Annotated in this window: 28 protein-coding genes and 1 pseudogene; 15 read left to right on the top strand and 14 right to left on the bottom strand. The window is 68.3% G+C overall.

The window, feature by feature from the left end; translation table 11 throughout:
• Nucleotides 1-38 precede the first annotated feature (38 nt).
• From ACQF4J_RS46045 to ACQF4J_RS46030, 4 genes are all read right to left on the bottom strand, one after another.
• On the bottom strand, nucleotides 39-629 hold the full coding sequence (locus ACQF4J_RS46045; RefSeq protein WP_351584157.1) for a class E sortase: 591 nt from the start codon (nucleotides 627-629) through the stop codon (nucleotides 39-41).
• 12 nt (nucleotides 630-641) lie between these two features.
• A complete protein-coding gene (locus tag ACQF4J_RS46040; RefSeq protein ID WP_351584160.1) occupies nucleotides 642-815 on the bottom strand; it encodes a hypothetical protein in 174 nt (57 codons plus the stop codon).
• 46 nt (nucleotides 816-861) lie between these two features.
• Complete coding sequence (locus tag ACQF4J_RS46035; protein WP_351806174.1) at nucleotides 862-1,911, bottom strand: glycosyltransferase; 1,050 nt, start codon at nucleotides 1,909-1,911, stop codon at nucleotides 862-864.
• Between the two features lie 815 nt (nucleotides 1,912-2,726).
• Complete coding sequence (locus ACQF4J_RS46030) at nucleotides 2,727-2,993, bottom strand: DUF6959 family protein (protein WP_351584166.1); 267 nt, start codon at nucleotides 2,991-2,993, stop codon at nucleotides 2,727-2,729.
• A 210-nt stretch (nucleotides 2,994-3,203) separates the two neighbouring features.
• Here ACQF4J_RS46030 and ACQF4J_RS46025 point away from each other — a divergent pair, with 210 nt between their 5' ends.
• Both ACQF4J_RS46025 and ACQF4J_RS46020 read left to right on the top strand, forming a co-directional pair.
• Entirely contained in the window at nucleotides 3,204-3,434 is a 231-nt protein-coding gene (locus ACQF4J_RS46025; RefSeq protein ID WP_351584169.1) for a hypothetical protein, read from the top strand.
• Nucleotides 3,435-4,011: 577 nt separating this feature from the next.
• The gene (locus ACQF4J_RS46020; protein ID WP_351584172.1) at nucleotides 4,012-4,734 is read left to right on the top strand and encodes a hypothetical protein; all 723 of its coding nucleotides are present in this window, start codon (nucleotides 4,012-4,014) and stop codon (nucleotides 4,732-4,734) included.
• A gap of 233 nt (nucleotides 4,735-4,967) precedes the next feature.
• On the opposite strand, the gene ACQF4J_RS46015 is transcribed toward ACQF4J_RS46020, so the two are convergent.
• Together ACQF4J_RS46015 and ACQF4J_RS46010 are read right to left on the bottom strand one after the other, a co-directional pair.
• Nucleotides 4,968-5,687 (bottom strand): SecDF P1 head subdomain-containing protein, encoded by a 720-nt coding sequence (locus tag ACQF4J_RS46015; protein WP_427168506.1) that lies wholly within the window; start codon nucleotides 5,685-5,687, stop codon nucleotides 4,968-4,970.
• Complete coding sequence (locus ACQF4J_RS46010; protein WP_351584178.1) at nucleotides 5,684-6,232, bottom strand: SigE family RNA polymerase sigma factor; 549 nt, start codon at nucleotides 6,230-6,232, stop codon at nucleotides 5,684-5,686. The genes ACQF4J_RS46015 and ACQF4J_RS46010 overlap by 4 nt, the downstream gene beginning before the upstream one ends.
• A gap of 429 nt (nucleotides 6,233-6,661) precedes the next feature.
• On the opposite strand from ACQF4J_RS46010, the gene ACQF4J_RS46005 reads away from it, so the two are divergent.
• From ACQF4J_RS46005 to ACQF4J_RS45995, 3 genes are all read left to right on the top strand, one after another.
• Nucleotides 6,662-7,276 carry a hypothetical protein gene (locus tag ACQF4J_RS46005; protein ID WP_351584181.1) on the top strand — a complete coding sequence of 205 codons (615 nt, stop codon included), beginning with the start codon at nucleotides 6,662-6,664 and terminating at the stop codon, nucleotides 7,274-7,276.
• Nucleotides 7,277-7,375: 99 nt separating this feature from the next.
• Nucleotides 7,376-7,555 (top strand): hypothetical protein, encoded by a 180-nt coding sequence (locus ACQF4J_RS46000; RefSeq protein ID WP_427168505.1) that lies wholly within the window; start codon nucleotides 7,376-7,378, stop codon nucleotides 7,553-7,555.
• The gene (locus tag ACQF4J_RS45995) at nucleotides 7,555-7,944 is read left to right on the top strand and encodes a hypothetical protein (protein ID WP_427168504.1); all 390 of its coding nucleotides are present in this window, start codon (nucleotides 7,555-7,557) and stop codon (nucleotides 7,942-7,944) included. The genes ACQF4J_RS46000 and ACQF4J_RS45995 overlap by 1 nt, the downstream gene beginning before the upstream one ends.
• 206 nt (nucleotides 7,945-8,150) lie before the next feature.
• Here ACQF4J_RS45995 and ACQF4J_RS45990 read toward each other — a convergent pair whose 3' ends face one another.
• Nucleotides 8,151-9,767, bottom strand: coding sequence for a flavin monoamine oxidase family protein (locus ACQF4J_RS45990; protein WP_351584189.1), 1,617 nt, complete (start codon nucleotides 9,765-9,767; stop codon nucleotides 8,151-8,153).
• Nucleotides 9,768-10,284: 517 nt separating this feature from the next.
• Between ACQF4J_RS45990 and ACQF4J_RS45985 the strand changes: the two genes are divergently transcribed.
• Nucleotides 10,285-11,073, top strand: a complete 789-nt coding sequence (locus tag ACQF4J_RS45985; RefSeq protein ID WP_427168503.1) for an alpha/beta fold hydrolase — start codon at nucleotides 10,285-10,287, stop codon at nucleotides 11,071-11,073.
• Between the two features lie 57 nt (nucleotides 11,074-11,130).
• Here the strand turns inward: ACQF4J_RS45985 and ACQF4J_RS45980 are convergent, their stop codons facing one another.
• Nucleotides 11,131-11,445, bottom strand: coding sequence for a hypothetical protein (locus ACQF4J_RS45980; protein ID WP_427168502.1), 315 nt, complete (start codon nucleotides 11,443-11,445; stop codon nucleotides 11,131-11,133).
• Nucleotides 11,446-11,510: 65 nt separating this feature from the next.
• On the bottom strand, nucleotides 11,511-11,921 hold the full coding sequence (locus tag ACQF4J_RS45975) for an RICIN domain-containing protein (RefSeq protein ID WP_427168703.1): 411 nt from the start codon (nucleotides 11,919-11,921) through the stop codon (nucleotides 11,511-11,513).
• Nucleotides 11,922-11,926: 5 nt separating this feature from the next.
• Between ACQF4J_RS45975 and ACQF4J_RS45970 the strand changes: the two genes are divergently transcribed.
• Nucleotides 11,927-12,211 (top strand): hypothetical protein, encoded by a 285-nt coding sequence (locus ACQF4J_RS45970; RefSeq protein ID WP_427168501.1) that lies wholly within the window; start codon nucleotides 11,927-11,929, stop codon nucleotides 12,209-12,211.
• A gap of 289 nt (nucleotides 12,212-12,500) precedes the next feature.
• Here the strand turns inward: ACQF4J_RS45970 and ACQF4J_RS45965 are convergent, their stop codons facing one another.
• From ACQF4J_RS45965 to ACQF4J_RS45955, 3 genes and pseudogenes are all read right to left on the bottom strand, one after another.
• Nucleotides 12,501-13,244, bottom strand: a complete 744-nt coding sequence (locus ACQF4J_RS45965; RefSeq protein WP_427168500.1) for an SDR family NAD(P)-dependent oxidoreductase — start codon at nucleotides 13,242-13,244, stop codon at nucleotides 12,501-12,503.
• A gap of 1,035 nt (nucleotides 13,245-14,279) precedes the next feature.
• A pseudogene (locus ACQF4J_RS45960) lies at nucleotides 14,280-14,546 on the bottom strand (MurR/RpiR family transcriptional regulator); the annotation flags it as partial.
• Nucleotides 14,525-16,195: an aromatic amino acid ammonia-lyase gene (locus ACQF4J_RS45955; RefSeq protein WP_427168499.1), complete on the bottom strand. Its 1,671-nt coding sequence runs from the start codon at nucleotides 16,193-16,195 to the stop codon at nucleotides 14,525-14,527. The pseudogene ACQF4J_RS45960 and the gene ACQF4J_RS45955, both read right to left, overlap by 22 nt.
• A gap of 141 nt (nucleotides 16,196-16,336) precedes the next feature.
• Between ACQF4J_RS45955 and ACQF4J_RS45950 the strand changes: the two genes are divergently transcribed.
• From ACQF4J_RS45950 to ACQF4J_RS45935, 4 genes are read left to right on the top strand one after another with little or no spacing between them, the layout of a single operon-like run.
• The gene (locus ACQF4J_RS45950) at nucleotides 16,337-17,371 is read left to right on the top strand and encodes an ABC transporter ATP-binding protein (protein ID WP_351806844.1); all 1,035 of its coding nucleotides are present in this window, start codon (nucleotides 16,337-16,339) and stop codon (nucleotides 17,369-17,371) included.
• Complete coding sequence (locus ACQF4J_RS45945; RefSeq protein ID WP_399902211.1) at nucleotides 17,368-18,009, top strand: ABC transporter permease; 642 nt, start codon at nucleotides 17,368-17,370, stop codon at nucleotides 18,007-18,009. Before ACQF4J_RS45950 ends, ACQF4J_RS45945 begins: the two co-directional genes overlap by 4 nt.
• Before the next feature lies 1 nt (nucleotide 18,010).
• Nucleotides 18,011-18,673, top strand: coding sequence for an ABC transporter permease (locus ACQF4J_RS45940; RefSeq protein WP_351584630.1), 663 nt, complete (start codon nucleotides 18,011-18,013; stop codon nucleotides 18,671-18,673).
• Nucleotides 18,674-18,685: 12 nt separating this feature from the next.
• Nucleotides 18,686-19,615: an ABC transporter substrate-binding protein gene (locus ACQF4J_RS45935; protein WP_351584632.1), complete on the top strand. Its 930-nt coding sequence runs from the start codon at nucleotides 18,686-18,688 to the stop codon at nucleotides 19,613-19,615.
• 131 nt (nucleotides 19,616-19,746) lie between these two features.
• Here the strand turns inward: ACQF4J_RS45935 and ACQF4J_RS45930 are convergent, their stop codons facing one another.
• A complete protein-coding gene (locus ACQF4J_RS45930; RefSeq protein WP_351584634.1) occupies nucleotides 19,747-20,829 on the bottom strand; it encodes a class I SAM-dependent methyltransferase in 1,083 nt (360 codons plus the stop codon).
• 346 nt (nucleotides 20,830-21,175) lie between these two features.
• Between ACQF4J_RS45930 and ACQF4J_RS45925 the strand changes: the two genes are divergently transcribed.
• On the top strand, nucleotides 21,176-21,412 hold the full coding sequence (locus tag ACQF4J_RS45925; RefSeq protein ID WP_427168701.1) for a helix-turn-helix domain-containing protein: 237 nt from the start codon (nucleotides 21,176-21,178) through the stop codon (nucleotides 21,410-21,412).
• Nucleotides 21,346-21,690, top strand: coding sequence for a helix-turn-helix domain-containing protein (locus ACQF4J_RS45920; protein WP_427168498.1), 345 nt, complete (start codon nucleotides 21,346-21,348; stop codon nucleotides 21,688-21,690). The genes ACQF4J_RS45925 and ACQF4J_RS45920 overlap by 67 nt, the downstream gene beginning before the upstream one ends.
• A 149-nt stretch (nucleotides 21,691-21,839) precedes the next feature.
• On the opposite strand, the gene ACQF4J_RS45915 is transcribed toward ACQF4J_RS45920, so the two are convergent.
• On the bottom strand, nucleotides 21,840-22,451 hold the full coding sequence (locus ACQF4J_RS45915) for a TetR/AcrR family transcriptional regulator (RefSeq protein ID WP_427168497.1): 612 nt from the start codon (nucleotides 22,449-22,451) through the stop codon (nucleotides 21,840-21,842).
• Between the two features lie 114 nt (nucleotides 22,452-22,565).
• Here ACQF4J_RS45915 and ACQF4J_RS45910 point away from each other — a divergent pair, with 114 nt between their 5' ends.
• Together ACQF4J_RS45910 and ACQF4J_RS45905 are read left to right on the top strand one after the other, a co-directional pair.
• On the top strand, nucleotides 22,566-23,384 hold the full coding sequence (locus ACQF4J_RS45910; RefSeq protein ID WP_427168496.1) for a carbon-nitrogen hydrolase family protein: 819 nt from the start codon (nucleotides 22,566-22,568) through the stop codon (nucleotides 23,382-23,384).
• On the top strand, nucleotides 23,381-24,619 hold the full coding sequence (locus tag ACQF4J_RS45905; protein WP_427168495.1) for an APC family permease: 1,239 nt from the start codon (nucleotides 23,381-23,383) through the stop codon (nucleotides 24,617-24,619). Before ACQF4J_RS45910 ends, ACQF4J_RS45905 begins: the two co-directional genes overlap by 4 nt.
• Nucleotides 24,620-25,151: the final 532 nt, after the last annotated feature.

Genomic DNA, 25,151 nt, shown 5'->3' with positions numbered 1-25,151 from the left:
AGGCTCGACGCGGCGCCGGGGCCTATGCCACCTAGTGATCATTTCTCCAGCTCGCCCCATACGACGAGCCGGTGGATGTATGTGCCCTTCCACCCGCGGTCCGTACAGGTGGTGAGCGTGATCCGAGCCTTGTCCGGCCTGACACCCGGCCTGTTGGGAACGGGAAGCACGACGCCGACGTCGGAGGGCTTGACGACCTCGGTCCGGGTGACCCGGTAGGTGTATGTCTTACGGTGCCAATAGACCTTGATTTCGTCGCCCTTTGTCAGGTCCGGCAGCCGATGGAACGGCTGCCCCCACCCCGTGCGGTGACCGGCAATCGCGAAGTTTCCGATTTCGCCCGGCATGGCCGTCCCCGGAAAGTGCCCGGGGCCCTTCGCAAGAGCACTCTGAGACACGCCCTCAACGATCACGGGGTCATAGCCCGAGCCGAATCGAGGAATCCTCAGCGTCGCGAGCGCGCCGCCTTCGTGAGGGACCTCGGCCGACATCTGGATCTCTTTGTGCAGTGTCTGCTGGATGGCTCTGTACTGATTGTCCGAGTGCCAGGTCTGGAGAAGCGTGAAGCCTCCCAGGAGCAAACCGACGAGTATCAGGCCGATACCCAGAAGTTGACTTGCCTTTTTCATGTCCGACCCCGGTCAGGAGTCGTCCTTGACCTTTCGGGGAAACAGCCGCAGCACAGCGAATCCCGACGAGATCAGAACGAACATGACGATCCAGAACCAGATGGTGTCCGGGCCGCCTGTGAGGGGCAGAACCCCTGCCCCACTGGTTCCGCCCATTGTGGCCCCTGCGCCTGCATAGTTTGCCATGATTGTCTCCTCTGTCTGTTCGGTCCCTTTCCGGGGACTGCTTGAACTACCAGTTTCGCTCTCGTTGAAGAGCTGTATCGACGAGCGCACGGAGGTGCACTCCCTGCAGAAACAGGTCGTAGAACCATTCCGGTATGACCAGCATCGAGGCAACCGACACGCGCCAACCCCTGGATTTTGCGGTGATCGCCCGCTCAATCGCGTAGAAGGCGGTGAAGGCGATCCAGAACGGAGCAATTCTCAGGCCCGACCCAGAAGCGAGGAACCACAGGACCGAACCTACATATACGGTCGACACGGATACCCCGAGGAACGCCACGACCTGCCTGACCCAACCTTCTGCGGTGTAACGAGTCACGCCGTAGCCGATCAGATTCTCGAGCGCTCCGCGCTTCCAGCGAAGTCGCTGCTTCGCAAGGGCTCGCCATGTTTCCATGACTTCAGTGCTCATGGTCGCGCGGGCCGGAGCGACGATGCGGAATCCGAGATGCTTCAGAGCGAGCGTGAGCTCGTTGTCCTCGGTCAGTGCCTTCGTGTCGTACACTCCGTCGGCCGGTGGCAGAAGACCAGATTCTCGGGCGGCGAGCACACCTTTCAGAGCGCCGGCCTTGAAAAGGCAGGCGGTGCCTGTCAGGCAAAGTACCTTGCCGTTCTTTCGAGCCGTGTCCCGGGCGTACCGGGCGAACTCATTGCGTTGGAAGACGCCACAGAGCCTGCCGCCCGAACGACCCCGGAAGTTCCCGCCCACGGCGCCGTAGCCCTGCCCCAACTTCCGGGTGGTCACCTCGATGAAGTAAGGATCCAGATAGGTGTCGGCGTCCTGGATGAGGATTGAGTCGTCGTCTGCCATGTCCGGCAGCAATCTGTCCAGCGCTCCGTTGAGATTGCCGGCCTTCTTATGCCTGTTGCCGACCGAATGCCAGACTTCGGCGCCCGCCTCTTGGGCAATTCGCTCCAGTTCTTCGGTTCGACCGCTGTCCTGGTGCGGATCCAGAGTCACGATGATGCGGTCCGCGGGACGTGTCTGCGTCTGCAGCGCATCGAGGACTTGGGGGAGCGAGTCCGCCTCCCTGTAGGCGGGTACGAGCGCCGTCACCCTCGGGGCTCCCGGCTCGGGTTGCCGGCGAAGGGGGCTCGGGAAGGGCCGATTGCAACTCGTCGTCATGTCGATCACCACGTACTCCGTGCGGCTGGAGGGCTGCCTTCTCGCCGTCCCGTCCTTCGCTCGTAAGTTTACGATGTATCCATACATACGATACTTAGTGCGTAATGTCAAAGTTTGACTGCATCGCCGCTCGGGCCGCCCAAGCCTGCCGGGGTGTCTGCCCGGCTGATCGTTCCGGCAGTGGGTTCGGCTCATGAGCGATACAAAGCGCTTCGAGAAATACGGAGTTCACCGACGCGACGGGCGCACGGGTCCTGGTGACCGACGCCGACGCGGCCGTGGCCGAACGGACGGCGGCGGCCCTGAGGGAACAGGGGCTCTCGGCCTGGCAGGACTCCGTCAGGTCGGGGGGATCTTGCTGTTTGGTGTGTGGTCCAGGGTCGGGCCAGGGGCTGGTGGCACGTGGTGCACAGGCCGGTCCAGCAGTTCAGCAGGTCTTGGAGGCCATCGAGGATCGCAACGATCGACGTCCGGGCGACACAAAGACTGCACAACGCCGGCTTCTCGGTCGGCCTCGCCCTGCGCGGCGAGGCCCAGCCAGTCCGGACGCCTGGGAGCCATCTGGGAGCCAACCGCTCCCCGAGCCCCTTCGAAACCACCCGAGACCACGACAGCCCGACGCTGCGACCAGGGCAAACGTCATCGGCACTGGCAAGATCGGTAACCGACCCCGCCTGGCAGCGTCCTTGAAGGGCCGTAGCGCAACCGGTATGACCGCCACTGACCGATCCACACAGAGCTACGGATCAGAACGGGTGTCGCTCTCCGTGGGCGTCGAGAGCATCGGTGTAGCGCTGTAGCTTCGCTCCGAGTTCCTCGTGGAGGAGGCTTGCCGCTTGGCGGGCCTCCTCCAGATCGCCGGCCGCGCAGAGTTCGACGAGTTCGGCGACGTCGGCGGAGAGGATCCTGAGGGTGTCGCCCTGGACCAGGACTCCAGGAAAGCGACGGCCAGGCAGGCGCACGACAGCGTTGTTGCCGGCATCGGTGAACAGCTCGGCTTCCACTCGTTCCATCGGGTCCCTGTCTCAGTTTCCGTCTCATTCAGCTTGATTCAGGGCCGTTCGCAGCGGACCCGAGGCCGACGCCAGTAGCACTCTCGAACAGCGCTGAACGCAGGTGAACACCCTTGAACGACGCCCACCATCCCACCACCACAGTTGGAAAGCGTGTACGTTGACCAACGGTCCGCCCGGAGTGTTGGTCTCCGCTTGTACTCTCCGGCCATGAGCAACGCCATCGCCGTCATCGCCGTCTTGATCAGCATCGCCGCACTGGTCTACTCCCGTCTACAAGCGGTCTATAGCCGCAGACAACTGGAGCTTGGCGAACGTGTTCGCAAGGAGGCCGCCGAACCCTATGTGGTTGCCGATATCCAACCGCGCGCGGGGGGTTCTGGCCTCTTGGTATTCACCGTAGAGAACATTGGACCGACCGTCGCACGCGATGCGAGCTAGGCGTCACACCTCCCCTGCAGGGAGGCGAACGAAGCGACTGGGATGAGAAGATTGCTCGGGCTATCGCACGCAAGATTCCCCACCTGCCGCCACGTCGGCGTCTGGAGTGGTACTTCTCCTTCGGTCCGCGCTTCTTCGAGAAAGCCGACCTCCCACGGCAGTACACGGTCACAGTCAGGTCGACCGGCCCTGGAGGACCTGTCGAGCCTCTGACCTACGTGATTGATCTCGACGTGATCCAACGTATGGTGCTGGATCGAGAGACGGTCGTCGCCAAGCTCGACCTGATCGCGAAGAACACCGAAGCTCTAGATCGGTGATCATTTAGCACTCAGGCAACGCCTGCGAGTGGACAGCCGACATGCGGACGGAACCTCAGCGGTCACGACGCAGACTGCTCACGGTGCAGGGCCGTGCCAGACACGTGCCAGATCGTGCTGGGAACCACGGGCAATACCGGGGATGAGTTGAGCGACCGATCCGACGTCGGCGCCGCTCCACTGCAGGTCATCCCACCAATCCCCGTTTAGGACCCAAGCTTCCCGAGCTCAGAGCTTCAGTCCGGCAGAATGTGAGGGTGTCCCTTGACGCCATTGACGCCGTGGACTGGTCGACGATACCCAACCCGACATGGCACCAGTGCGACGATCCGGAACGGGTTGCTCACGCACTACGACTGCTGACCGTGTCCACCACGGCCAACGAGACGGGCGACGCCGCGTCCCTGCTTGCCGATGGAGGCTTCGTCTGCAGCCACTCTGCCATGGTGTTTCCGGCCGCCTACGCTGCCACCCCCGCCCTGCTGGATCTCGTCAAGCATGGCCAGCGGCCGCGCATCAAGGAGGCTGCCCTCAGGCTCTTGGACGACGCGCTGGGCTACTTCCCGACCGCCGGCCACAACCGGGTGGACACCCCCTACGGAACCGACGTCCCCCTCTGCTGCGCCATAGCGCGCCTCATCCGCGGCCATCGCAGCGCCCTTCTCGTCCATGGGAAATCCGGCAAGCAACTCCTGGCAGAGGCAGAGCTTCACTGGCGGATCACCATCGAGGAGACAGAGCTCCAGCCTGACGGCACTCTGACCGCCCTCGCCGCACTCGAGGGCACACCCTTCGCAACACCGGGCGAGGCCGAGCTGCACAGCCCACATTCTGAGCGACCTGCAGCAACCGCCGTGGCGATCGACGCGTTGACGACCGACGTCTCGGGCGCCGCATGCTTCCACCTTGGGCAGCCACCGTCCGATGTACTCCCGGGTTCTGTCCTCTACCCAGCTGAGTGCGGCCGACGCGAGCACTGACCTCGTTGTGCCTCAGTGGCCGCACCACGGGCGCACCAGATCGGGCGGGGAACAGCGGGGAATCACGGGGAGAGTCGTACAGCCGGAGGGGGCCGCAACCTCACCGTTCCTCCAGGTCAGCATGAGAATCAGCCCCAAATGCCCGCAGCTTCCCAAGCTGAGAGCGCGAGCTTGAATCTCGTCACCCACTCCATGTGAAACCTCCGGCCAGGGGCCCGGGGGGAGTCGACTACTCATTTGCCGGGATCCAGCCGGTGGGCGAGGTCGTGGGCGGTGGCGCTGGTGAGGTCTCCGACGTAGGCCCCGACGATTTCGAAACGGCCGCCGGTGATCGAGGAGGTCACGGAGGGCCTGCCCCAGAGCTTGCCGTCGATGACGATGGCGAATCCGTTGCGCGGGACCGGGGCCCCCGCGATGGATCCGGTGAGGGCGGCGAAGCGGGTCCGGTCGGCTGGGCTGAGGGTCACCTCGACCTGCCAGGTGCCGTCGGTGGTGCTTTTCTCCGCCTTCGCGGAGGTGACACGGACGTCGGTCATGCCCCTGGCCCGGTCGGCGCGGACGCAGAACGCCGGTTGGTTCGCGGTGGCGTGCACGGTGTAGCCGCCGCTGCCTTGGGTGCATGCCTGTTCCGTGGACGATGTGACCGGCAGGAGGGAGACCGGCGCCGCCTTCCCGGTGTTCCCGGTGCCGCCCACTGCCGCGGGCTGAACCACGTGCGCGCGGGGGGTCGCGCCATCCGCGACAGTCACCCAGGCGATGGCGACCACGGCGACTGCGGCGACGCCGACCCCGGTACGGGCCAGCCACTGCCGCCGCCGGGCGACCCGCAACGCGCCGTCGGCCAGGCCGACCAGACAGGCGCCGACGGCGTCACCGTCGCTCTCCCGGACATGCGCGTGCAGGGAATCGTGCAGCAGCGTTTCGTGCACCGGGTGTTCGGTCGAACCGTTCATGCGATGACGCCCCTTCCGGAGGCGGTGGAAGAGGAGGCTGACGGCCCTGCCTCGGCCAGGGTGGTGCGGAGAGAGGCCAGGGCCTTGTGGGTCTGGCTGCGGACCGTCCCCTGGGCGACGCCCAGAATCGCGGCGATCTCGTTGTCCGGCCGGTCCTCGAAGTAGCGCAACACGATCACCGCACGCTGACGCTTGGGCAGCCGCCGCAGCGCGGCCATGATGTCCTGCCGCTGGACCACGGTGTCGGCCCAGTCGGCGGCCTGCCCGGACGGCTGGTCCGGCAGGGTGTCCGTGACCGTCTCCCGCCCCCAGCTGAGGAGCCGGAAGCGATCCACCTGGGCGTTGTAGAGAGCCCGGCGCACATAGATCTCCGGCTGTTCCCGGTCACGCAGCTTCGACCAACGCCGAGCGGTGGAGGCAAGCGCGGTCTGGAGCAGGTCCCGGCCCTGCTCCCAGTCCCCGGTCAGCAGGTATGCCGTGTGCAGCAGCGATCTCGACCGTGCCGCCACGAACTCGCGGAACTGGCGTTCCTCGTCGGCGTTCAATGCGCCCTCCCTCGTTCCCATTTAAAGACGGGTACGGGAGGAGGTTCGACTGCCCTGCCTGTCGGACTTTCTCGTCGGAGGCGGGGTTATCTCATTCTGACGCTGGTCAGGCTCTGGTGGTCGGGATCTTGGTCGGGGCTGGCTGCTGGCCTGGGCGGTACGCGCGGTAGCCGGATGAGGAACGGCGCCGGACCGTACGGGAGGGTAGGCACCGCTGATGCTGGACGTAGATGCGGCCGGAACGGCCGGCTGGCGCTGGCGGTCCTGGCGCAGTACCGGATGGCCACGACCGAACAGTTGCATCTGGTCATCGCGCCGGCGGTGCGGATCGAGCAGACCCGGCGCCGGCACAGCGACCTCGCTGGGTGGCCAGGCGCAATGATCGCGCCACACTGGTAAAGCGCACGACCCGGCCAGCAGAATCACGCCATGGACGCAGGACTTGCAGGACTCCTCGGTGGTGTCGTCGGCGCCGCGGTCGGCGCACTCGGTGCTACGGCATCCGCCTGGATCACCGGAAGGAAGGCAGAGCAACAGGCCGAGATCCAGTCCGAGACGCAATTGAGGCAGGCTCGCCTTCAGATAGATGCCGACCGGGCTCGTGCTCTCCGCGAATCGCGCAAGAGTGCCTACCTGGCCTTCGCCGAAAGCTGTCACCTGGTACACGGAACGCTGAGCGAAGCGGGCCTCAAACTTGGAGGCATCGCAGCAAGCGACCCTCCTGAGGAGCGCGAAGAACGCCGCCAAACCGCCCGCCGCCTCTGGAACGAAGCACGAGCTCTGCACCGCCAGCTCGACCGCCTTCAGCACATCGTTTACGTGGAAGGTCCCAGCGAGATGGGCACTGCCGCGCAAGCGGCTACTGGCGCTTTGGTCCCCTATTTCGGTGCAGTCATCGACTGGCTGCACGCGGTTGACAATGAATCAGAAACGCCGCAGCACCAGGCAGAGCAGGAGAGAGCGCACAGCGAGGCATACGGCAAGCTCCTGGAGTTCCTCTATGCCGCCTCGGATACCACCTTGCCGGACATCCGGACCCGGTGAGCCTGAGGTATTCGGGCAGTTTCAATCTGGCACCGCTTCGGGCGAGGAGGCCGGCTCGCCCAGCTGGCGGCCGAGCACGGCACCACCATCCGCCACCTGGTGGAAGACCTCGCGCAGGGCACTCCCTCCCAGGCCGAGTACGCCGAGCGGGCCGAACTGGCCCCCGCCGAGCTCGCTGCCGCCCTCGGCCACGCACCGAGCGAGGAGGCCGAGGCCAAGGCCCGGGCTCTGCTGGAGCGCCTGGGCGCCGCGGCGCACGGTCCGCACACGGCCGCGTAGTGGCAGCGATCTCGGTCGTCCCGGACCCCACCACCGCCGCCGCTTTGTACGACCCGAAGGACCCGTTCGACGAGACGGTCGCCGCGTTCTACGTGCAGGCCTGCGGCGGACTGGGTGAGTTGTATGCGCCGGTGCTGTCGCTGACCGCCGACGACGCCGAACGGCCGGGCCTGCTCGGCTACATCAAGGGGCTGCGCTTCATCCGGATCGAGGCGTTCGACACCGACGCCGCGGTCACCGCCACCCAACTGCTGCGCTTCGGGCACTCCTGGGCCGCCATGCACGCCGCCCGGCCCTGCGCCGCCCACCCCAGCGGACGCTTCCTGCTCACCCTGACACCGAAGGCCTACGCGGGCACCGGCGTCCACGCCGTTCACCCCGGACGGTAGCGGTCAGCCCCCCGGGGGGCAGAAGAAGGACCCCTTTCCGAACTCTCGCCGGACGGGTACGCACCCAGGGCGTAGAGCGGAGGGGCCGCTTTGGCCGCCGGGCGGCATGGCGTCGCGCGAAGACCCGCGGTGGGCCGACGGCGGGCTGGAGAGCTGTCTACTCCGCAATCACGTAGAGAGGAACGGTCGGCAGCCAGGAAGGCTCATCAGGAGGCGAGCACGCGCTGGTGCAGCTCGGTGACGACCTTGCGGGCAGAGGAGATCGCGCCATGCTGCCAGGCGTCCAGATAGCTGAGGTAGTCGCCGGCGAAGTACACGTGCCCCTGGGCCGTGTTGAGCGGCGCGTACGCCGGTGCGTCGGGGCCACCGGGCATGGAGTGCCAAGCGCCTTCGAGGTAAGGGACGAGCTTCCACTGGTGGGAGTATGACGCGGCGAGTTCGCTGCGGTACTTGCCGCCGTGGATCTTGACGCCCTGGTCGAGGGCGCGTTCCAGGCGCTGGGCCGGGGTGAGCGCCGAGTAGACCTCGGAGTGGGCGCCCGTGTTGTAGTAGCCGATGATCAGGCCGCGTTCGCCCAGGTGTCCGTAGGACGGGTACCAGATGTGATCGAGGTCCAGGTCGGTCTCGGTGATGCCGCCGAAGATCCTGAAATCTCTCTCCCACCAGCGGCTCTTGTACTCGAGGCCGATCTTGGACGCGTAGGAAGGCTTCACCGCCCGCAGGGCGGTCTGCACCGCGGTGCCGAGGTTGTGCGAGGTCTTGGCCAGGATGTGCGGGGCAAGGGTGGCAATGCAGTAGTCGGCCGTGATGGTGCGGGTGCGGCCCTTCTGGGTGTAGGTGATCTGCACGCCGTCGGAGGTGTTCTTGATGTCGGTGACGGCTGCGCCGGTGCGGATCCTCTCCTCACCTATGGCGCGGGCGAACGCCATCGGTATCCGGTCCATGCCGCCGACGGGCTGGAACATCAGCATCGCCTGGTCGTAGCCGAACTCGAAGGAGAAGTAGCGGCCTACGTTGGAGGCGAACACCTCGGAGAGCGAGGGTACGTCGCCGAGTTCCTCGCCGGGGGTGCCGGCGGCACCCGGGGCGACGCTGAATCCGCGGTGTTCGGTCCCCGTGTACGTGTAGTCGGAACCGAGCGAGCCGTAGCTCTTGAGGAAAGTCAGCAGCCGCTCCTTGTCGTCCGCCGTCAACTCTGCGTCCAGCGCTCCGGAGTTCGTGGCCTTGGACAGCAGCTCGGAGACGTAGCCGTAGACGTCGGCCTTGGCGGTGCGGTACTGAACCGGCGCCTTCATGCCGGTGGTCTCGTTGTAGATGAGCGCGCTGGCATTGGTGTTCGTGAAGACCTCGACGGGCACGCCGAGTTCGCGGCAGTAGTCGAGCGTCACCATCCATTGGGCGATGCGTGCGGGGCCGGCGTTCATGTACTGGCCCTTGCCGAATCGCGCGGTCTGGCTGACACCGTTGATGTCGGTCAGCCGGTCGCCGCCGCGTACGGTGAGGTTGCGGCCTCCTACGCGATCGCGTGCTTCGAGGACCGTACAGTCATAGCCGGCCTTGCCGAGTTCGTAGGCAGAGGTGAGGCCGGCTATGCCGCCGCCGATGACGACGACCTTGGCGGGCCTGCCCTTGCGACCCTGGAGCGTGAAATCGCTGCGCCTAGGGGCGCGGAACGGTGCTTCCTTCTCTGCTGCGTAGGCGGCGGTGGGGGCGAGACCGAGCGCCCCCATCGTGGCGAACATGGCGCCGGCGCCGCCGGTCACACCCACACTGCGAAGAAACGCGCGTCGGCTCGTTCCCGTTCCGGCCTGAAGATCTGCCATGAGAGGCTCCCCTTCCGATCTTGAACGACGAGGGAAGCGTGCCAAGGGGCGGTTACGGCGTACCGCGCATTCGTGTATCCCGCACGTTTCTGCGGGAGCCGAGCCAAAGAGACGCCGGGCGGGACCAGACGCACCCGACGCGGGGGCCCGCTCGACCGCGGCGAGGTTCTTCTTTCTTCGCCATCCAGGAATCTCTACGCCATCCAGGCACTGCTCACCGCGCGCTATGTGGTCGCACGGAACCGGACAGCCCGGTCGCTCACCGACCCACCGCCACCCTCCCGGGGCGATGGCATGTAACTCAAGATCAAAGCCTTCGCGCTAACGGCTGGTCCGTTGGTTGCAGTCGAGCCCGGGCCACCCCCGGTTGCCCGCCGGTCGCGCAGCACGATCCACGCTTCTAGCGTGGAACAAGGAGCATTCCACCGCGGTCGCCATTTCTGTCCGATTGGGTGCCCAGCCGTAACGCGCCGGCCTTCGGGCCCACACCTGCACGGCAGGGAGGAGACGATGGGTGATGGGCACTCACTGGCAGCTGCGCGAATCCGGCCCGGCAGACGCCGCCAACACAGTGCTACTGCTTCCCGGGGGCATGTGCAGCGCCGACTCGTTCGCGGAGGTGATGGCGCAACCCGTGCTCGGACGGCTGCGCCTGGTAGCCGCGACCATGCCAGGACACGCAGGGGCGGCACCTCTGGAGGACTGCAGCATGGCGTCCTACGCCCGGGTTTCGGCGGAGCTGGCGGCCGAGATCCGGGCGGACGTCGTGGCCGGGTTCAGCATGGGCGCCTGCGTCGCGGTGGAGATGGTCACCTCCGGCGCGTTCACCGGGCCGGTCGTGCTGTCGGGCGTCAGCTTCAGCTCCCCCGACGAACCCGCCTTCTTCCGCACGCTCGTGGCGCTGGGCCGCGTACTCGGCGGCATCCCGGTCAGGCTGCTGGGCAAGGCGACCGGCGTGATGCTCAAGCACATGCGGATGTCCACGGAGCGCCAGGCCGAACTGCGCGCCGACTTCGACAGAAACGACCCGGCAGTCATGCGGTGGATCCTGCTGGAGTACACGCGATGGCTGCGCCACGATGAGCAGCGGGCCGTCCGGCTGTGTCAGGCTGGCGTGCCGACCTGGATTGTCCATGCCGAGAAGGGCGACGGCGGGCTCACCGACGCCGAGCGCAGCACCCTGAGGGCCTGCCCGAACGCCCGTGTGGTGACGATCCCGGGCTCGGTGTTCATCCTTCCGGTGGAGGCTCCCGAACCGCTGGCCGCCGCCATCGCTGAGGCCGTCGCCCCTGCTACCCGCCCGTAGCCGGGGATGATGCGCCACCACAGCACGAGTCAGCCGTGACTCACCGGCTGCGTTGCATCAGGCGGCCCGCGCATAGAGGAACAACGGGTTATGCGTCGGCGAAGACCGACGGTGTCGGGGCGGGTGGTACGTCGAGCGTCCGCTTGCGACCTTGGGGAGTTGGGAGCCGCGCGACGTGCTGTTCGTGGCCTCCGAGGTCAAGCATTCGGCGGACCGCGAAGGGTACGTGTCGTCCAGCAGGCGTTCGCTCCATTCGGCCCCGTCGGCCCACTGGACCTCGTCCTGCCGCTGGACGTAGACGGGGATGCCCTTCTCGGTCAGCAGGCGGGGCGCGGATACGCCCGTGCCGTTGACCAGCCGCCACCTGGTCATCCTGTGATGCCGGAGCCAGGCCGCGGCGGCGAGTCGGGTCGCCGCCGCTCTCGTGACCAGGGCCGTCACAGTCCGACTGGCTGCCGTTCCTGGTTGGAGCCGCCGTTGGCGGGCCACTGGATGATCTTGGCGCCGTCGGCGGTGGATCCACTCTGCACGTCTGCGCACAGTCCGCTCTTAATGTTGACGAGGCGGTAGTAGCCGCTGGTGGCCGCCGGAACGAGCTTCCACCACTGGTGGGTGCCGTTGACGTCCGACCGCTGGTCCAGGGCTGTGCCGTTGCTGTTGGAGCCGCCCGGGACGTCGAGCACCTTGCCACTGTTGACGTTGGACAGGCGGAACGAGCCGTCGTAGTCGGGGAGCAGCTTCCACTGCTGGTTCGCGCCGCCGGACCACGTGTCCTGGATGAAAGGCCCGCCGTCGGAGGCGGAGGAGCCGGAGACGTCCATGACCTTGCCGCTCTTGCGGTTGACCAGCTTGAGTGCTGCTCAACCGCGGCGCCAGCCCGGCGACCCTGACCATGAAGGCGTCCTCGGTCAGCCTGAACGGAAGCCGGTTCACCCTGAAGAACGCCTGGACCGGCCGGGTCACCGAGAGCGCCGGCACGATCAGCGCCGCCGGCCCGGCCCACGGCGCGGCCCTCTTCCGCGTCGCCCGGGCCGAAGGCAAGTCCGGCGTCCCGCACGTCGTCGCCGGCCTGCCCCAGGCACCAAGGCCGGCGGCGACACGGTGCCGGACGGCATTGCCCCGTGGGCGCCGGCGGTGATGAGGCGCCGGTCGAGGTCGAGGTCCGCAACGACAGCCCCCGGTCTGTCTTCGCTCCCCACGTCGAGCCAGCTACCCCCACCGGATGGACCGCTCGCCCGACCGGTACCGCGCCGAAACTGCTGATGCCGGGCCGCTCCGCGACCTTCACCTCCGCGGTCATCCTGCCGGACAGCGCGAGTCCCATGTCGGAGCGACCGTGGCAAGCGCCCTTCTTCCGGACGTCCGCACCGGCTCCGCGTTCATGCGGCACATCCACGGCATCCAGGCACCCACGCACGCTCACGCCCTCACTGTCGGCTCTCCCAGTCCCGCAGCCATTGTTCGAACTCGGCGGCGACGATGCGCTCGTCATGCACGCCGGCTGCGTCGTCGGAGGCCAGCCAGACGATGGGCGGGCCCATCACCGCGGGACTCAGGAACCCGTGGCCCTCGGTGGCGACGTCCGGGGGCAGCATCCCGGTGACCGTCGCGCCTCCGGGCAGCAGCAGGTTGACGGTGACGCCCGTGCCCCGCAGGTCTGCCGCCATGATGCGGGACAGCGCCTCGCTGCCGGCACGCGACGGCCCGTAGGGAACGAAGCCAGCGCGTTGCATGGTCGAGTGGTTGATCGAGATGTTGACGATGCGGCCACCGCCGGATGCCAGCATCCGTGGCGTGATCTCGCGGGCGACCAGGAAGTAGCCGGTCAGGTTGGTGTCGATCACCGCGCGGAAGGCGTCGGACGGCACCTCCCAGAAGCCCTGCGGCTGTGTCATGAAGCGCGGGTTGACCGTGCGCATGCCGATGCCGGCGTTGTTCACCAGCATGTCGATGCCGCCGAGCCGCGACCACGCTCGGTCGACGGCCCTGGCCACCGACGAATCGTCGCGCACGTCCATTTCGACGCCGGTCGCCCCCGGCAGCCCCGCGGCGACGGACTCCGCACGCTCGCCGGACCGCCCGGTCAGCGCGACGTAGGCTCCCGCAGCGGCCAGGGCTGAGGCCATGGCGAGTCCGAGTCCGCTCGTCCCGCCGGTCACCAGCACCTTCATAGGATCACCTCTGTCCTGACAACCGGCCTGGCCGGGTCAACGTCGCGCTCACCGCCGCGTTCACGGTCGCCGTTCGCGACCGTGGTCCTCGGTGGCAGGGCGTACCCGTGGGGCGGAAGTCCATCCCCGGAACTCTAGGGATTGGAGCGCGCTCGAAACCAAGCCGGGAGCCGCTGTCGCGGCTCGTCCGGGTGACAAGCCGAGGTCGTACAGGTGTCGCCGCCCGTGGCCGGCCGGGTGACGCGGCAGCCTGCATGCGCCTCAGCACGCCCCCGTCATTCCGTACCCTCAGCACCCGCTGGCCCGCGCCCTCGCGGCTGCCGTGAAGGCATCCGTCACGCCGGTACGCGGACGCTCGCAATGCCGAGCCCGCACGGCCGCCGTACATGGAGCAGATCGCCGCGAAACTCACCGCGCACGGTTGCGCCGCGGTCGTCCAGGACGTGTGCGGCAAGTTCCGTCGCCGGGCGAGACCGTGCCCTTCGTGCACGAATCCGAGGACGGCTACGCCGCGTCCTCGTCGCCTGCAACTTCGGCCGGCCGGGCATGCGGCGCACGGACGATCGCCCACTACGTCGCGCCGGTACGCGAATTCTTCGACGGGCATAGCGGCTGTTCTTGTCGTGCGGCAGGCGGAACAGGACCGCGGGGTGACGGCCCGGGGAGGCGGGAAGGTAGACGTCGGTGGCGAGTTCGACGGTGTCGCGTGTGGGCACCATGTGCTGCGTGGCCGTCGCGCTCACGGGCGCGGGGCCGATGCGCTCGTAGGCGATGGGCATACAAGGTCCTTTTCCGGATGGTGCGTTGCAGGTGGCGCGGCGGCGCGTGACCCACCCGGGCCGGGGCACGGCGGACAGTAGTCGTAGGCCGCCGGTCAGCAGTCCGAGGGTGGGGTGCAGGGGCAGAGCGGCCTCAGGCAGCTGGACCGGGGGTTCCCGCGACGCACTTCCTGGTGCGCGCGTGCCATGGTGATTACGCCCTGCCCGGCAACGGCGGGCGGACCTTCTACTGGCCATGGCCGGGCGTCCCAGCTGGACGGATGAGCGACCGCAGGGCGGGGTAGCCGTCGAAGCCGAGGGCCACGGCGAAGCGGGTCACGGACGGCTGGCTGACCCCGGCCAGTTCGGCCAGCTCCACGCTGGACAGGAAGGGCACGTCGGCGGCCCGGCGCACCATGCTGTGCGCGATGCGCCGCTGGGTCGGCGTCAGCCGGTGCCCCTCGAAGAGCGCCTGCAGGCGCCCCGCAGGACTGTCCATCACGCTCATGTCCCCTTCCAGGCTCATGACTCGCTCCCCCTCCAGATGCCGGGGAACCGGTCCAGCAGTGCGGCCGCCGCCGTCACGTCGTCCGTGAGCGGCCGGTCGGCCTGGTCCCGTGCCAGTACGGATTCGGCGAGCCGAAGCGCACGTCCCACCGGAAGTTCCGGGTCGGGTCTGAAGTCGCGCTGACGCAACGCCCTTACGGCGGCGACGAGTTCGCAGCCGACGACGAGACGGTACGCGCGACAGGCGCGCAGTGTCTGGCGTGCGGCGAGCGAGGCGAAACTGGCCTGTTCCTCGACGCCCCGGGAGAGTACAGCGTGGCCGAGGGAGGCGGGGGCGGAGAAGGCACGCAGGTCGCCGAGGGCGGCACCGGCGGCGTACTCCAGGATCATCACGCCGGAGGCGGCCGGCTCGTGGTCGGCGAGGAAGGGCCGCAGGCGGGTGAAGGCGGGTTCGTTGAGGGTGGAAAGGCGGGAGGTCGACAGCCGCGCCACCTGCATCAGCGAGAGCCTGAAGTGGTCCAGGGCGAGGGCGAGCTGGGCCTGGTAGAAGCCGCCGTGGTGGTAGGCGGCCATGTCCTCGGGCGAGATCAGCGGGTTCTCGGCGGCCGCGTTGATCTCCACGTCCAGCACCTTCTCCAGCGCGTCGGCCGCGTCGTGCGCCGGGCCGTGGATCTGGGGCAGGCAGCGGAAGCCGTACGGGTCCTGGATACGGCCCAGGGGCGGGGTGGGCCGGTCGGCGGCGCCGATCAGCCACCGCATGCGCCGGGCCACCTCGGTGCTGCCGCGGTGCGGGCGGGCCGCGTGCACGGGGGCGGCGTAGGCCTCGTGGGAGCCGTCCACGGCCAGCAGCGACAGCGCGGCGACCACCTGCGTGGCCTCCACCAGGGCACGCAGTTCGTGCAGGGCCAGCGCGGACTGGCCGAGGGTGAGGGCGTTGCTGCTGATGAAGGCCAACGCGTCGTTGTTATCGAGGATTTGCGGATCCGGGGCGCCGACAGCGGCGGATCCAGGCGCGTCGACAGCGGTGAACCCGGTGGCGCCGACCGCAACGGACCCAGCGGCGCCGGCCGCAGCGGATCCGTGGGCGGCGGTCGACCTGCCGAAGGCTTTTTCGCCGAGGCCGCCCGACGGCCCGCCCGCATCCGCGCAGGTTCCGCTCGCCAGCCACGGATGCTCCCCCACGAGCGCCAGCCCGACCTGCGCCAGGGCCGCGATGTCCCCCGTGCCGACCGACCCGAACTCGTTGACGACCGGATACGCCCCGTTCGCCAGCGCCTCGCACAACGCCGTCACCACCGTCGGCCGCAGCCCCGCCCCGCCCGCGAGCAGCTGGTTGGCCCGTACGGCGAGCATCGCCCGGACCTGCCGGGCCGGCAGCTCGTCACCGATCGCGCCCGCGTGGCTGCGCAGCAGCCGCAGCCCATGTTCGGCGGCCGCCTCGGTGGGAACGTCCTCGTTCCGGTTGGCGCCGACGCCGGTGGAGCGGCCGTAGACGCGTCCCGTCGCGGCGATCCGGCGGGCCGCGTCCCAGGACTCGGTGACCCGCTTCATGGCGTCGGTCCCGGGCACCGGACGCGCGGCGCCGTCGGCGAGGCGGACGACGTCCTCGACGCCGAGTCCGATCCCGTCGAGGATCACCAGTCCGGTGTGCACAGCATCCGGCACGTCCACGATCTGAGACGACATCACGCCGAAACCCTCCCCTAACCGGATATCCGGTCTTGCCGTGCGGTCATCCGTTACTTCGGATTAACACCAAACCGTTGACAAGCTATTCAGCTACAGAGAACTCTGCATGACGTTATACAGCCGGGCAAGGGACATCTCATGATCCAGTTCGATGCGGTCCACAAGCGCTTCCCCAACGGCACGACAGCAGTCCACGACCTTTCCCTCCGAATGCCGGAAGGCGGTGTCACGGTCCTCGTCGGATCTTCCGGTTGCGGCAAGACGACCACCCTGCGGATGATCAACCGGATGATAGAGCCGACCTCGGGCACCATCCGGGTCGGCGGCAAGGACGTGACCCGGCAGGACGCCGCCGAGCTGCGCCGCTCCATCGGGTACGTCATCCAGCAGGCGGGCCTCTTCCCGCACCGCACGGTGCTGGACAACGTCGCCACCGTGCCGCTCCTGCTCGGTTGGAACCGGAAGAAGGCGCGCGCCCGCGCCGCGGAGCTGCTGGAGACCGTCGGTCTGGCCGCCGACGCCGGCAAGCGCTACCCGCACCAGCTCTCCGGCGGCCAGCAGCAGCGCGTCGGCGTCGCCCGCGCCCTGGCCGCCGACCCGCCGGTCCTGCTCATGGACGAGCCCTTCGGCGCCGTCGACCCGGTGGTGCGCACCCAGCTCCAGGACGAACTGCTGCGGCTGCAGAAGGAGTTGAGCAAGACCATCGTCTTCGTCACCCACGACGTGGACGAAGCCGTACGCCTCGGCGACCAGATCGCGATCTTCCGCACCGGCGGCCACCTGGTTCAGTGCGCCACCCCCGCCGAGCTTCTCGCCCGCCCCGCCGACGACTTCGTGGCCGGCTTCCTCGGCGCCGAGCGCGGTCTGAAGCTGCTGTCGCTGAAGACCCTCGCCGACGTCCCGCAGGGCCCGGCGCCGGAGAGCGGCACCTGGACCCTCGTCCTCGACGAGCAGCGCAAGCCCCGGCACTGGGCGTCGAAGGAGGCCGAACTCCCCGTACGGCCGCTGCGCGACACCGACTCGCTGCTGTCCGCGCTCGACGAGTCCCTCGCCTCCCCCACCGGCTTGGTCGCCCGCGTCGACGCAGACGGCGTCCTCACCGGGGTGTCCTCCCGCGACGACATCCACGAGCACGCGGGCCGGGCGCACACGGAAGCACGGGTGGCGGCATGACCATCGACTGGTCGTGGATAGGCGACCACACCGACGACCTGACCTCCCTCACGCTCTCCCACCTCCAGGCCGCCATGACCGCCGTCTTCTTCGGCGTGCTCATCTCGCTGCCGCTCGCGGTGATCGCCCACCGGATCCGCCCGCTGCGCGGCTTCCTGCTCGGCGTCTCGAACGTCCTCTTCACGATCCCGTCGATCGCGATCTTCGTGCTGCTGCTGCCGATCAGCGGCCTGACCCGCACCACCACGGTCATCGGCCTGACCGTCTACACCCTGGTCGTGCTGCTGCGGAACACCGTCGAGGGCCTGGACTCGGTCCCCGCGAAGACAAAGGAAGCGGCGAAGGCGATGGGCACGCGCCCCCTGCGCACGCTGCTCACCGTAGAGTTCCCGCTCGCGCTGCCCGTGATCATGGCGGGCGTGCGGATCGCGACCGTCATGTCGATCTCGCTGGTCTCGGTCGCCACCTATATCGGCGACGGCGGCCTCGGCCAGCTCTTCACCGACGGCTTCCAGCGCGACTTCCCGACCCCGGTGATCGTGGGCGTGGTCCTCACCATCCTGCTCGCCGTGGTCGCGGATGCGCTGCTGGTGGCGCTCCAGTACGTGCTGACCCCGTGGCGCAGGAGGCGAGCCTGAGATGTACGAGCTCTTCAAGAACCTCGGCAAGTGGCTCACCAGCGGCGCGAGCTGGTCCGGGACCGACGGCATCGCCCACCGCCTCGCCGAACACCTCCAGTACTCGCTGCTCGCGACCCTCATCGCCGCCGCCATCGGCCTCCCCCTCGGCCTGCTCATCGGCCACACCGGCAAGGGCGCCTTCATCGCGATCAACCTCGCGTCCTTCGGCCGCGCGCTGCCGACCGTCGGCCTGGTCGTGCTGGTCTTCCTGGCGGGCGGGCTGTCGATGCTGCCGGTGTACGTCGCCCTGGTCGCCCTCGCGGTCCCGGCGATCGTCACCAACACCTACGCCGGGATGACCGCTGTGGACCCGGACGTGAAGGACGCGGCCCGCGGCCAGGGCATGCGGGGCCACCAGGTCCTGTTCCAGGTCGAGTTGCCCCTCGCGCTCCCCCTGATCATGACCGGCCTGCGTCTCGCGCTGATCCAGGTCGTCGCCACGGCCACCATCGCCGCGTACGTCTCCTTCGGCGGCCTCGGCCGCTACGTCTTCGACGGCCTTGCCCAGCGCGACCTCGTGCAGGTGCTGGGCGGCGCGGTGCTGGTCGCCGTGGTCGCCGTCGCCCTGGACCTGGCCCTGTCGGGCCTGCAGCGCTTCCTCTTCCGCCACCGCACCGCCTAGGGAACACCGATCATGAACCGACGCACCCTCCTCGGCGGCCTGTTCGCGGCCGCGTCCGTCCCGGCCCTGTCCGCCTGCGCGAGCGGCATCACCTCGCTCGACAGTCAAGGCTCCACGTCCGGCGGCGGTGGCTCCAGCAAGAGCGGCATCACCATCGGCACCGCCAACTTCACCGAGAACCAGGTCCTCGGCTACCTCTATGCGGCCGTCCTGAAGGCCGCGGGCGTCAATGTCAAGGTCCGTCCCAACCTCGGCACCCGGGAGATCGTGATCCCCGCGCTGAAGGCCGGCGACATCGACCTGCTGCCCGAGTACCAGGGCGCCCTCCTGAACTACCTCGCGCCGAAGGACAACTCCTCGGAGCCCGGCACCATGCAGAACGCGCTCACCCTCGCGCTGCCCGCCGGCCTCCAGGTGCTGCCGTACGGGGAGGCGGCCGACTCGGACTGCTTCGTCGTCACCCGGGCGACCGCCCGCAAGTACGGCCTGACCACCCTCGCCGACCTGGCCGAACAGAACGGCAAGCTGGTCATCGGTGCCGCGCCCGAGGTGAAGAAGCGCCGGGTGGGAGCCGTGGGCCTGAAGGACTTCTACGGCGTGGAGTTCAAGGAGTTCAAGTCCCTGGACTCCGATGGACCCCTGGTCAAGGGCGCCCTCAAGAAGGGGGACGTCGACGTGGCGAACCTCTTCACCACCGACACCGACATCGCCGCCAACGGCTGGGTGGTGCTGGCCGACCCGAAGAACCTGATCCCCAGCCAGCACATCGTCCCGCTCATCGCCGACCGCAAGTGCGACGACACGGTCCGCAGGGCGCTGGCCAAGCTCGGCAACGTCCTCACCACCGAGCAGCTCACCCAGCTCAACAGCCGGGTCGACAACGACAAGAAGGACCCGGAGGACGTGGCGAACACGTACGCGAAGCAGCACGGGCTGGTCTGATCGCCGGTCCGCTCGACAAGCACAGCAGTCAGTTGACCACCGTCGCCACCAGGACGACGGCACTGCCGCGGCGCGGCCAGGGCAGCACTCCTTGTGCCCTGGCGCCTGCGTCGGCGGGCGTCAGCCAACCGTCAATTCCTCGTCGCAACGTAGTAGACGTTGATCGGGTCGCCCTCGACGGCCTCGACGTCGACGTTCCCGAAGCCGGCCTCCTTCAGCATCCGCACTGCCGTCTGCTGTCCCCACGCGGTGCCCAGGCCGACTCCGCCCGTGCTGAGCGAGGTCGTCATGCAGTAGAAGACGGAGAATCCGTACAGCGCAGGCCCGAAGGGGTGTGCGATGTTCTCCTCCAGCTTGCTGGACGCGGCGATGTCGCCCATCAGGAAGGTGCCGCCCGCGCGCAGGGCCCGCGCGATCGCTGCCAGTGTCTCGGCCGGCCGGGCCAGGTCGTGGATCACGTCAAGGGCGGTGATGAAGTCGTACTCGCCGGTGATCTGCGTCGAATCGGCCTGTATGTAACGGAGGTTGTCCAGCCCGGCACGAGCCGCCTGGGCTCGCGCGGTCTCGATGCCGGCCTCCGACTGGTCCAGGCCGTGGAAGCGGCTGGCCGGGAAGGCCCTGGCCAGCACCAGAGGGGCGTGTCCCTGCCCGGTGCCCACGTCGAGCATGTCGATGCCGGCGCGCAGCCGCTCATCAAGTCCGGGCACCAGCGGCACGATCGTGTCCACCAGTGCCAGGTCGTAGATCCGGGCGGTCTCCTCGGCCTGCAGGGCCTGGAAGCGTGGATAGGCCGAGTACGGTACGCCGCCGCCCTCGCGGAAGCAGCGCACCACCTGCTGTTCGACCTCGCCCATGAGGCCGAAGTAGGGCATCATCCCGGCCAGGTTGTCCGGTCCCGCCGCGGTCGTGAGCGAAGCGGCGTGCTCGGGTGGCAGGACGTAAGTCTGCCTCTCCGGCTCGTACTCGACGAACCCGCCGACGACCATGCCGCCCAGCCACTCGCGCACATACCGCTCGTCCAAGTCCGCCGCCTTTGCGATCTCAGCGCTGGTGGAGGGCGGAAGTGCGGACAGGGTGTCGAAGAGGCCACACTGGTGGCCGACACTGGCCAGCATAGCGAGCGCGGCCTTGTTCAGGACATCGACGACTTCGCCCGCAAACGCCTCCTGCTTGGCGGGGTCCAGGGGAGCCTGCTGCCCGTCAATAGTGGACATGATCACTCCTTCCGCCGTACCGGCCGCGGTGCACCGGAAAAGTCCAGCGCCCCATATGTCACACTACGCCCGGCACAAAGCCATGAATCTTACGAAGCGAGAACGCCCGCCCCACGATGGCGGCGAATCCACGCCGACTCGACTCCGTCACGCCCGAGGAGTGGCATCTCAACGGCCACCACTTGGTGATCGCGTCTCGTAAGGCGTCACTTCAGTCGGCGTGATCTTGCGGCAGCCTGACCGCCTGACGTCGCCAGCAGACGCGACAGAGACTGCCGACCCTGCTGGCGTGATGTCGTGAGCGTCGACGAGTTGCACTTGACGTGGTTGGCCGGTGGCATGAGGTATCCGTACATCCGCCCTGGGACACAACAATGCTGTCATCGCCGAGGAGTTACGTGTCAGCGTGCGGTCGGTGCAGCGGTGGCACCAGGCATGGGAGCACGGTGATAGGTCAGCCTTGGAGTCGACGGGACCTGCGCCCCAGGCCCAAAGCCGAGTCAGGCTCTCTTTGCGGTGCTCGAGGAGGAGTTGCCCAAGGGGCCGGTGGCGGATGGCCGGTCGGACCAGACGCGGACGCTGACACGGATCAAGACGCTGATCGGACGTCCGTTTCACAAGAACATAACGTTGTCGGCCATCGCGCAGATGCGGCACCGGCACGGCTTCAGCCACCAGGTTCCAGCCAGCCGCGCGGTGGAGCGCGACGAGGAAGCCGTAACCGGTTGGGGGACGGAGACTTGGCCTCAAGCGGAAAAGTCCGTGGCGGCTCTCAGGGCTTGGCTCTGCTTCGAAGACGAGGCCGGCCTCTCGATGACCCCGACCACCCGATACGCCCCCTTCGGCACCGCCTCCGTGTGATCCGCTACCGCAGCAACCTCATAGATGGATGCCTAGCTGAAACCGGACTCGCCTTGACGACATCACGCCAGCAAGGTCAGTAGTCACCGGCGCTGGAGCCCCTCTCACATGCCTTCAGGCTCCATCGGGCGAGCTCGTGTGCTGGCCGGTCATCCGCTGCGGCCGAAGGCAGGATTGCCCGTGACGATGCGGGCGTGGTCGAGCAGGCGGTCCTCGATGTCCTGGGCGGTCGCGTCGCCGACCAACAGGTCCATCGCGTAGCCGTCCTCGAGTGCCACGAAGGAGCGCCCCAGGGCGCAGGCGTCGCCGATCAGCGTGAACTCGCCGCTCTTGTGGCCGAGTTCGAGGACCTGGCGGTAGAGCTCGGTCTGCTGGTGCACAAAGGCGCGCTGCCGGTCGGCGGCGCCCTCGTTGCGCAGGGCCACCGGGAACAGTTCGAAGAGCAGCCGGGTGCTCTGCTCGCCTTCACCGGGCCAGGGCACGCCGCTGCGGACGCAGGCACGCAACCGCGCCACCGGCCCTTCGGCCTGCACGATGGCACGCTCGCGGCTGACGAAGTACGTCGCGGCGCTGCGCTCGAACACGGCGGCGAACAATTCCTGGATGTCGGCGTAGTAGTAGAGCACCGACGCGGGGGTGACGCCGGCGACCCTGGCGACGTCCCTGAGCTTCGTGGCGGTGGCCCCGAGTTCCACCACGGTCCTGGCGGTCGCGTCGATCAGCTGGGCGCGGCGTTCCGCCTGGTTCTTGGGTCGGGCCATGGTTGACATGCTCGCATACCGCCGGAGGCCGCCCGTATCCACTCGTGCCGACCCATTGACCGCCCCTCATTCGTTAACTAAATTTCGTTTAACTAATCACCGAGTCCAGACCTGGTGCCCCATGTCCCGACCCCTCCCCTAGTGCTGGCCCAGGCCGCCCAGCGCACCGCCGACGACCTGGACGGCTTGGCCGCCGACGTGCGATGGCGCACCGCGGGGTTGCCGGCCGCACCGCTGGTCGCCTATCCCGAGCTGCACTTGGGCGCCCCGGCGGGCGGTGCAGTACTCACACCCGCCGAACTGCCCGAAGCCCTCGCCGAACCCATGGACGGCCCGCGCGACCACGCTCTGGCCGAGCTTGCCGGCGACCTGGGTGTCTGGCTCGCCCCGGGCAGCGTCTACGAGCGCGCAGCCGACGGACTCGTGTACAACACCGCCCCCGTGTACTCGCCGCGCGGCGAACGGATCGCCACCTACCGCAAGATCTTCCCGTGGCGACCCTACGAGACCGTCGCCCCCGGCGCCGAGTTCACCGTCTTCGACCTCGGCGGCGTCGGCCGCGTGGGCCTGTCGATCTGCTACGACGCATGGTTCCCGGAGACCATCCGCCACCTGGCCGGAATGGGCGCCGAGCTCGTCCTGAACTGCGTACTGACATCCGGCAGCGACCGCGCCCAGGAGACCGTACTGGCCCGCGCCAACGCCATCGTCAACCAGGTATTCGTCGCCAGCGTCAAACGCGCCGCGCCCGCCGGCACCGGCCGCAGCATCCTCGTGGACCCTCAGGGAAACGTGCGCTCCGAGGCCGCGGCCGACAGCGACACCACGCTCACCGACGTGATCGACCTGGACGAGGTGCCCCCGCCGTCGTCACCTCGATCTTCGGCGTCATCGCCGCCACCAGCAAGGGTGCCGCGGCCACCGCCTACGTGATCGCCACCGGCGCCATGCTGCTGACCGGTCTCAGCTACGCCAAGATGGCCAAGGTGCACCCCAGTTCCGGCTCCGTGTACACCTACGCCCGTCAGGAACTCGACTCCCGCCTCGGGTTCCTGTCAGGCTGGGCCCTGCTGCTGGACTACCTCTTCCTGCCGATGGTCGCCTGGCTGCTCCAGGCCATCTACCTGCACGCCCAGTTCCCGGCCGTCCCGGAGTGGGCGTGGCTGGTCATCAACGTCGTCCTCGCCACAGCCATCAACGTGATCGGACTGAAGGTCGCCGACCGGGTCAACCGGGTACTGCTGCTCGGCGTCACAGCCGTCCTCGTCGTGCTCGCGGTGCTCTGCGTGCACTACGGACTCGGCCACGGTGGCACCCCCGCGGCCGGACAGGCCTTCTGGAACGATGCCACCAGCGTGTCCGCCGTCACCGCGGCTGCCGCCGTCGCCGCCTACGCCTTCCTCGGCTTCGACGCGGTGAGCACCCTCAGCGAGGAGGTGCACGACCCGCAGCGCACCATCCCGCGCAGCATCGTCCTGACCGTGCTGACGGGCGGCACGGTCTTCGTGGTCATCTCCTTCCTGATGCAGTGGGCCCACCCGGGCGGGTCCTTCCCCGACGAGAACTCCGCCGGATACCTGCTGTCCACCACTGTCGGCGGGAAGACCTTCGCGGACATCGCCAACATCGTCGGCATGCTGGGCGGGTTCGCCTCCTGCGTGGCCATCCAGGCCAGCACCAGCCGCCTGATGTTCGTCATGGGCCGCGACGGCGCCCTGCCGCGCCGAGTCTTCGGGCGCCTGCACCGCAGGCTGCTCACCCCGGTCGTCAACGTGCTGGTCATCGGCGCCGTCGGCCTGCCGGCCATGAACCTCTCGCTGGCCGACGCCACCTCATTCATCAACTTCGGCGCGTTCCTGGGCTTCACCCTCGTCAACATCTGCATGATCGCCTACGCCGTGCGGCAGTGGCGCTCCGGAACCCGGCACTCCCCCGTGCGGTACTTCGTGCTGCCGGCCGCCGGCGCCGCGGTCGACGTCTACCTGATCACCCAGCTCGGCGGCACCGCCGTCCGGCTCGGCCTCGGCTGGTTGGTCATCGGCATCGTCTGGCTTGCTGTGATCACCAAGGGCTTCCGGCGTCCGGCTCCTGAGGTGCGGCTCGGGTCGGACGAGGACCCCGGAGCCGTGACGCCGGAGGGCTCCGGCCCCCTGCTGCCGACTGCCTGACCCGGTGTGGGGCTCCCGGCCGCTGTCGGCTGCCGGGAGCCCCGGAGCCGGCCGAAGCGACTGACCGTCGTGTCCGTGAGGAGCTTCAGATCCTCCCGCCGCGTCACGTCGATGACGACGCCGACGGCCGAACCCCCCTGCGCGACGATCTGGTCCACCACTTCGCGCAGCCGTTCTTCGCGCGGGCTCCGAGCACGCCCCAGGCGCCTTTCCCGACGGGGTACGTCGCCGTCGCGGCTCCGATCTCGCTGTTGACACCCGTGATCGCCACCAGCTTGCTCCCGGCTGGCCGGCACGGGCCCGTCGCGTTCAGGCGCTGCGCGGCTTGCCGACCGACATGGGGGTCGCTCGTATCTTCGGCGGGCCGAGACCAGGACTCAGCGCAGCCGGCATGTCAACATCATGTTCCGTGTGACCGCATGCGGTCCCAGAAGTGTCTCAGGCACGTCATCACGTGAGCCAGCCTTCCTGGTCGGCCCGTGATGTGGATGTCAGGCCGCGAATCGGCGCGGCTGAACCACCTGAGAGGCCA

This window comes from Streptomyces sp. C1-1 (assembly GCF_050214755.1).
GTDB lineage: Bacteria > Actinomycetota > Actinomycetes > Streptomycetales > Streptomycetaceae > Streptomyces.
The sequence above is the reverse complement of the archived record's forward strand: the minus strand, read 5'-3'. Positions and strand labels throughout refer to the sequence as shown.

Excerpts from the sequence above, each read along its gene's own strand:
- ACQF4J_RS45915 (WP_427168497.1), bottom strand. The coding sequence starts at position 22,451 with ATGGCCCGACCCAAGAACCAGGCGGAACGCCGCGCCCAGCTGATCGAC.
- ACQF4J_RS45935 (WP_351584632.1), top strand. The coding sequence starts at position 18,686 with ATGAACCGACGCACCCTCCTCGGCGGCCTGTTCGCGGCCGCGTCCGTC.
- ACQF4J_RS46005 (WP_351584181.1), top strand. The coding sequence starts at position 6,662 with ATGGACGCAGGACTTGCAGGACTCCTCGGTGGTGTCGTCGGCGCCGCG.
- ACQF4J_RS45955 (WP_427168499.1), bottom strand. The coding sequence starts at position 16,195 with ATGTCGTCTCAGATCGTGGACGTGCCGGATGCTGTGCACACCGGACTG.
- ACQF4J_RS45950 (WP_351806844.1), top strand. The coding sequence starts at position 16,337 with ATGATCCAGTTCGATGCGGTCCACAAGCGCTTCCCCAACGGCACGACA.
- ACQF4J_RS45940 (WP_351584630.1), top strand. The coding sequence starts at position 18,011 with ATGTACGAGCTCTTCAAGAACCTCGGCAAGTGGCTCACCAGCGGCGCG.
- ACQF4J_RS46030 (WP_351584166.1), bottom strand. The coding sequence starts at position 2,993 with ATGGAACGAGTGGAAGCCGAGCTGTTCACCGATGCCGGCAACAACGCT.
- ACQF4J_RS45985 (WP_427168503.1), top strand. The coding sequence starts at position 10,285 with ATGGGCACTCACTGGCAGCTGCGCGAATCCGGCCCGGCAGACGCCGCC.
- ACQF4J_RS45965 (WP_427168500.1), bottom strand. The coding sequence starts at position 13,244 with ATGAAGGTGCTGGTGACCGGCGGGACGAGCGGACTCGGACTCGCCATG.
- ACQF4J_RS46040 (WP_351584160.1), bottom strand. The coding sequence starts at position 815 with ATGGCAAACTATGCAGGCGCAGGGGCCACAATGGGCGGAACCAGTGGG.
- ACQF4J_RS45945 (WP_399902211.1), top strand. The coding sequence starts at position 17,368 with ATGACCATCGACTGGTCGTGGATAGGCGACCACACCGACGACCTGACC.
- ACQF4J_RS46015 (WP_427168506.1), bottom strand. The coding sequence starts at position 5,687 with ATGAACGGTTCGACCGAACACCCGGTGCACGAAACGCTGCTGCACGAT.
- ACQF4J_RS45980 (WP_427168502.1), bottom strand. The coding sequence starts at position 11,445 with ATGACCAGGTGGCGGCTGGTCAACGGCACGGGCGTATCCGCGCCCCGC.
- ACQF4J_RS46025 (WP_351584169.1), top strand. The coding sequence starts at position 3,204 with ATGAGCAACGCCATCGCCGTCATCGCCGTCTTGATCAGCATCGCCGCA.
- ACQF4J_RS45930 (WP_351584634.1), bottom strand. The coding sequence starts at position 20,829 with ATGTCCACTATTGACGGGCAGCAGGCTCCCCTGGACCCCGCCAAGCAG.
- ACQF4J_RS46045 (WP_351584157.1), bottom strand. The coding sequence starts at position 629 with ATGAAAAAGGCAAGTCAACTTCTGGGTATCGGCCTGATACTCGTCGGT.
- ACQF4J_RS45990 (WP_351584189.1), bottom strand. The coding sequence starts at position 9,767 with ATGGCAGATCTTCAGGCCGGAACGGGAACGAGCCGACGCGCGTTTCTT.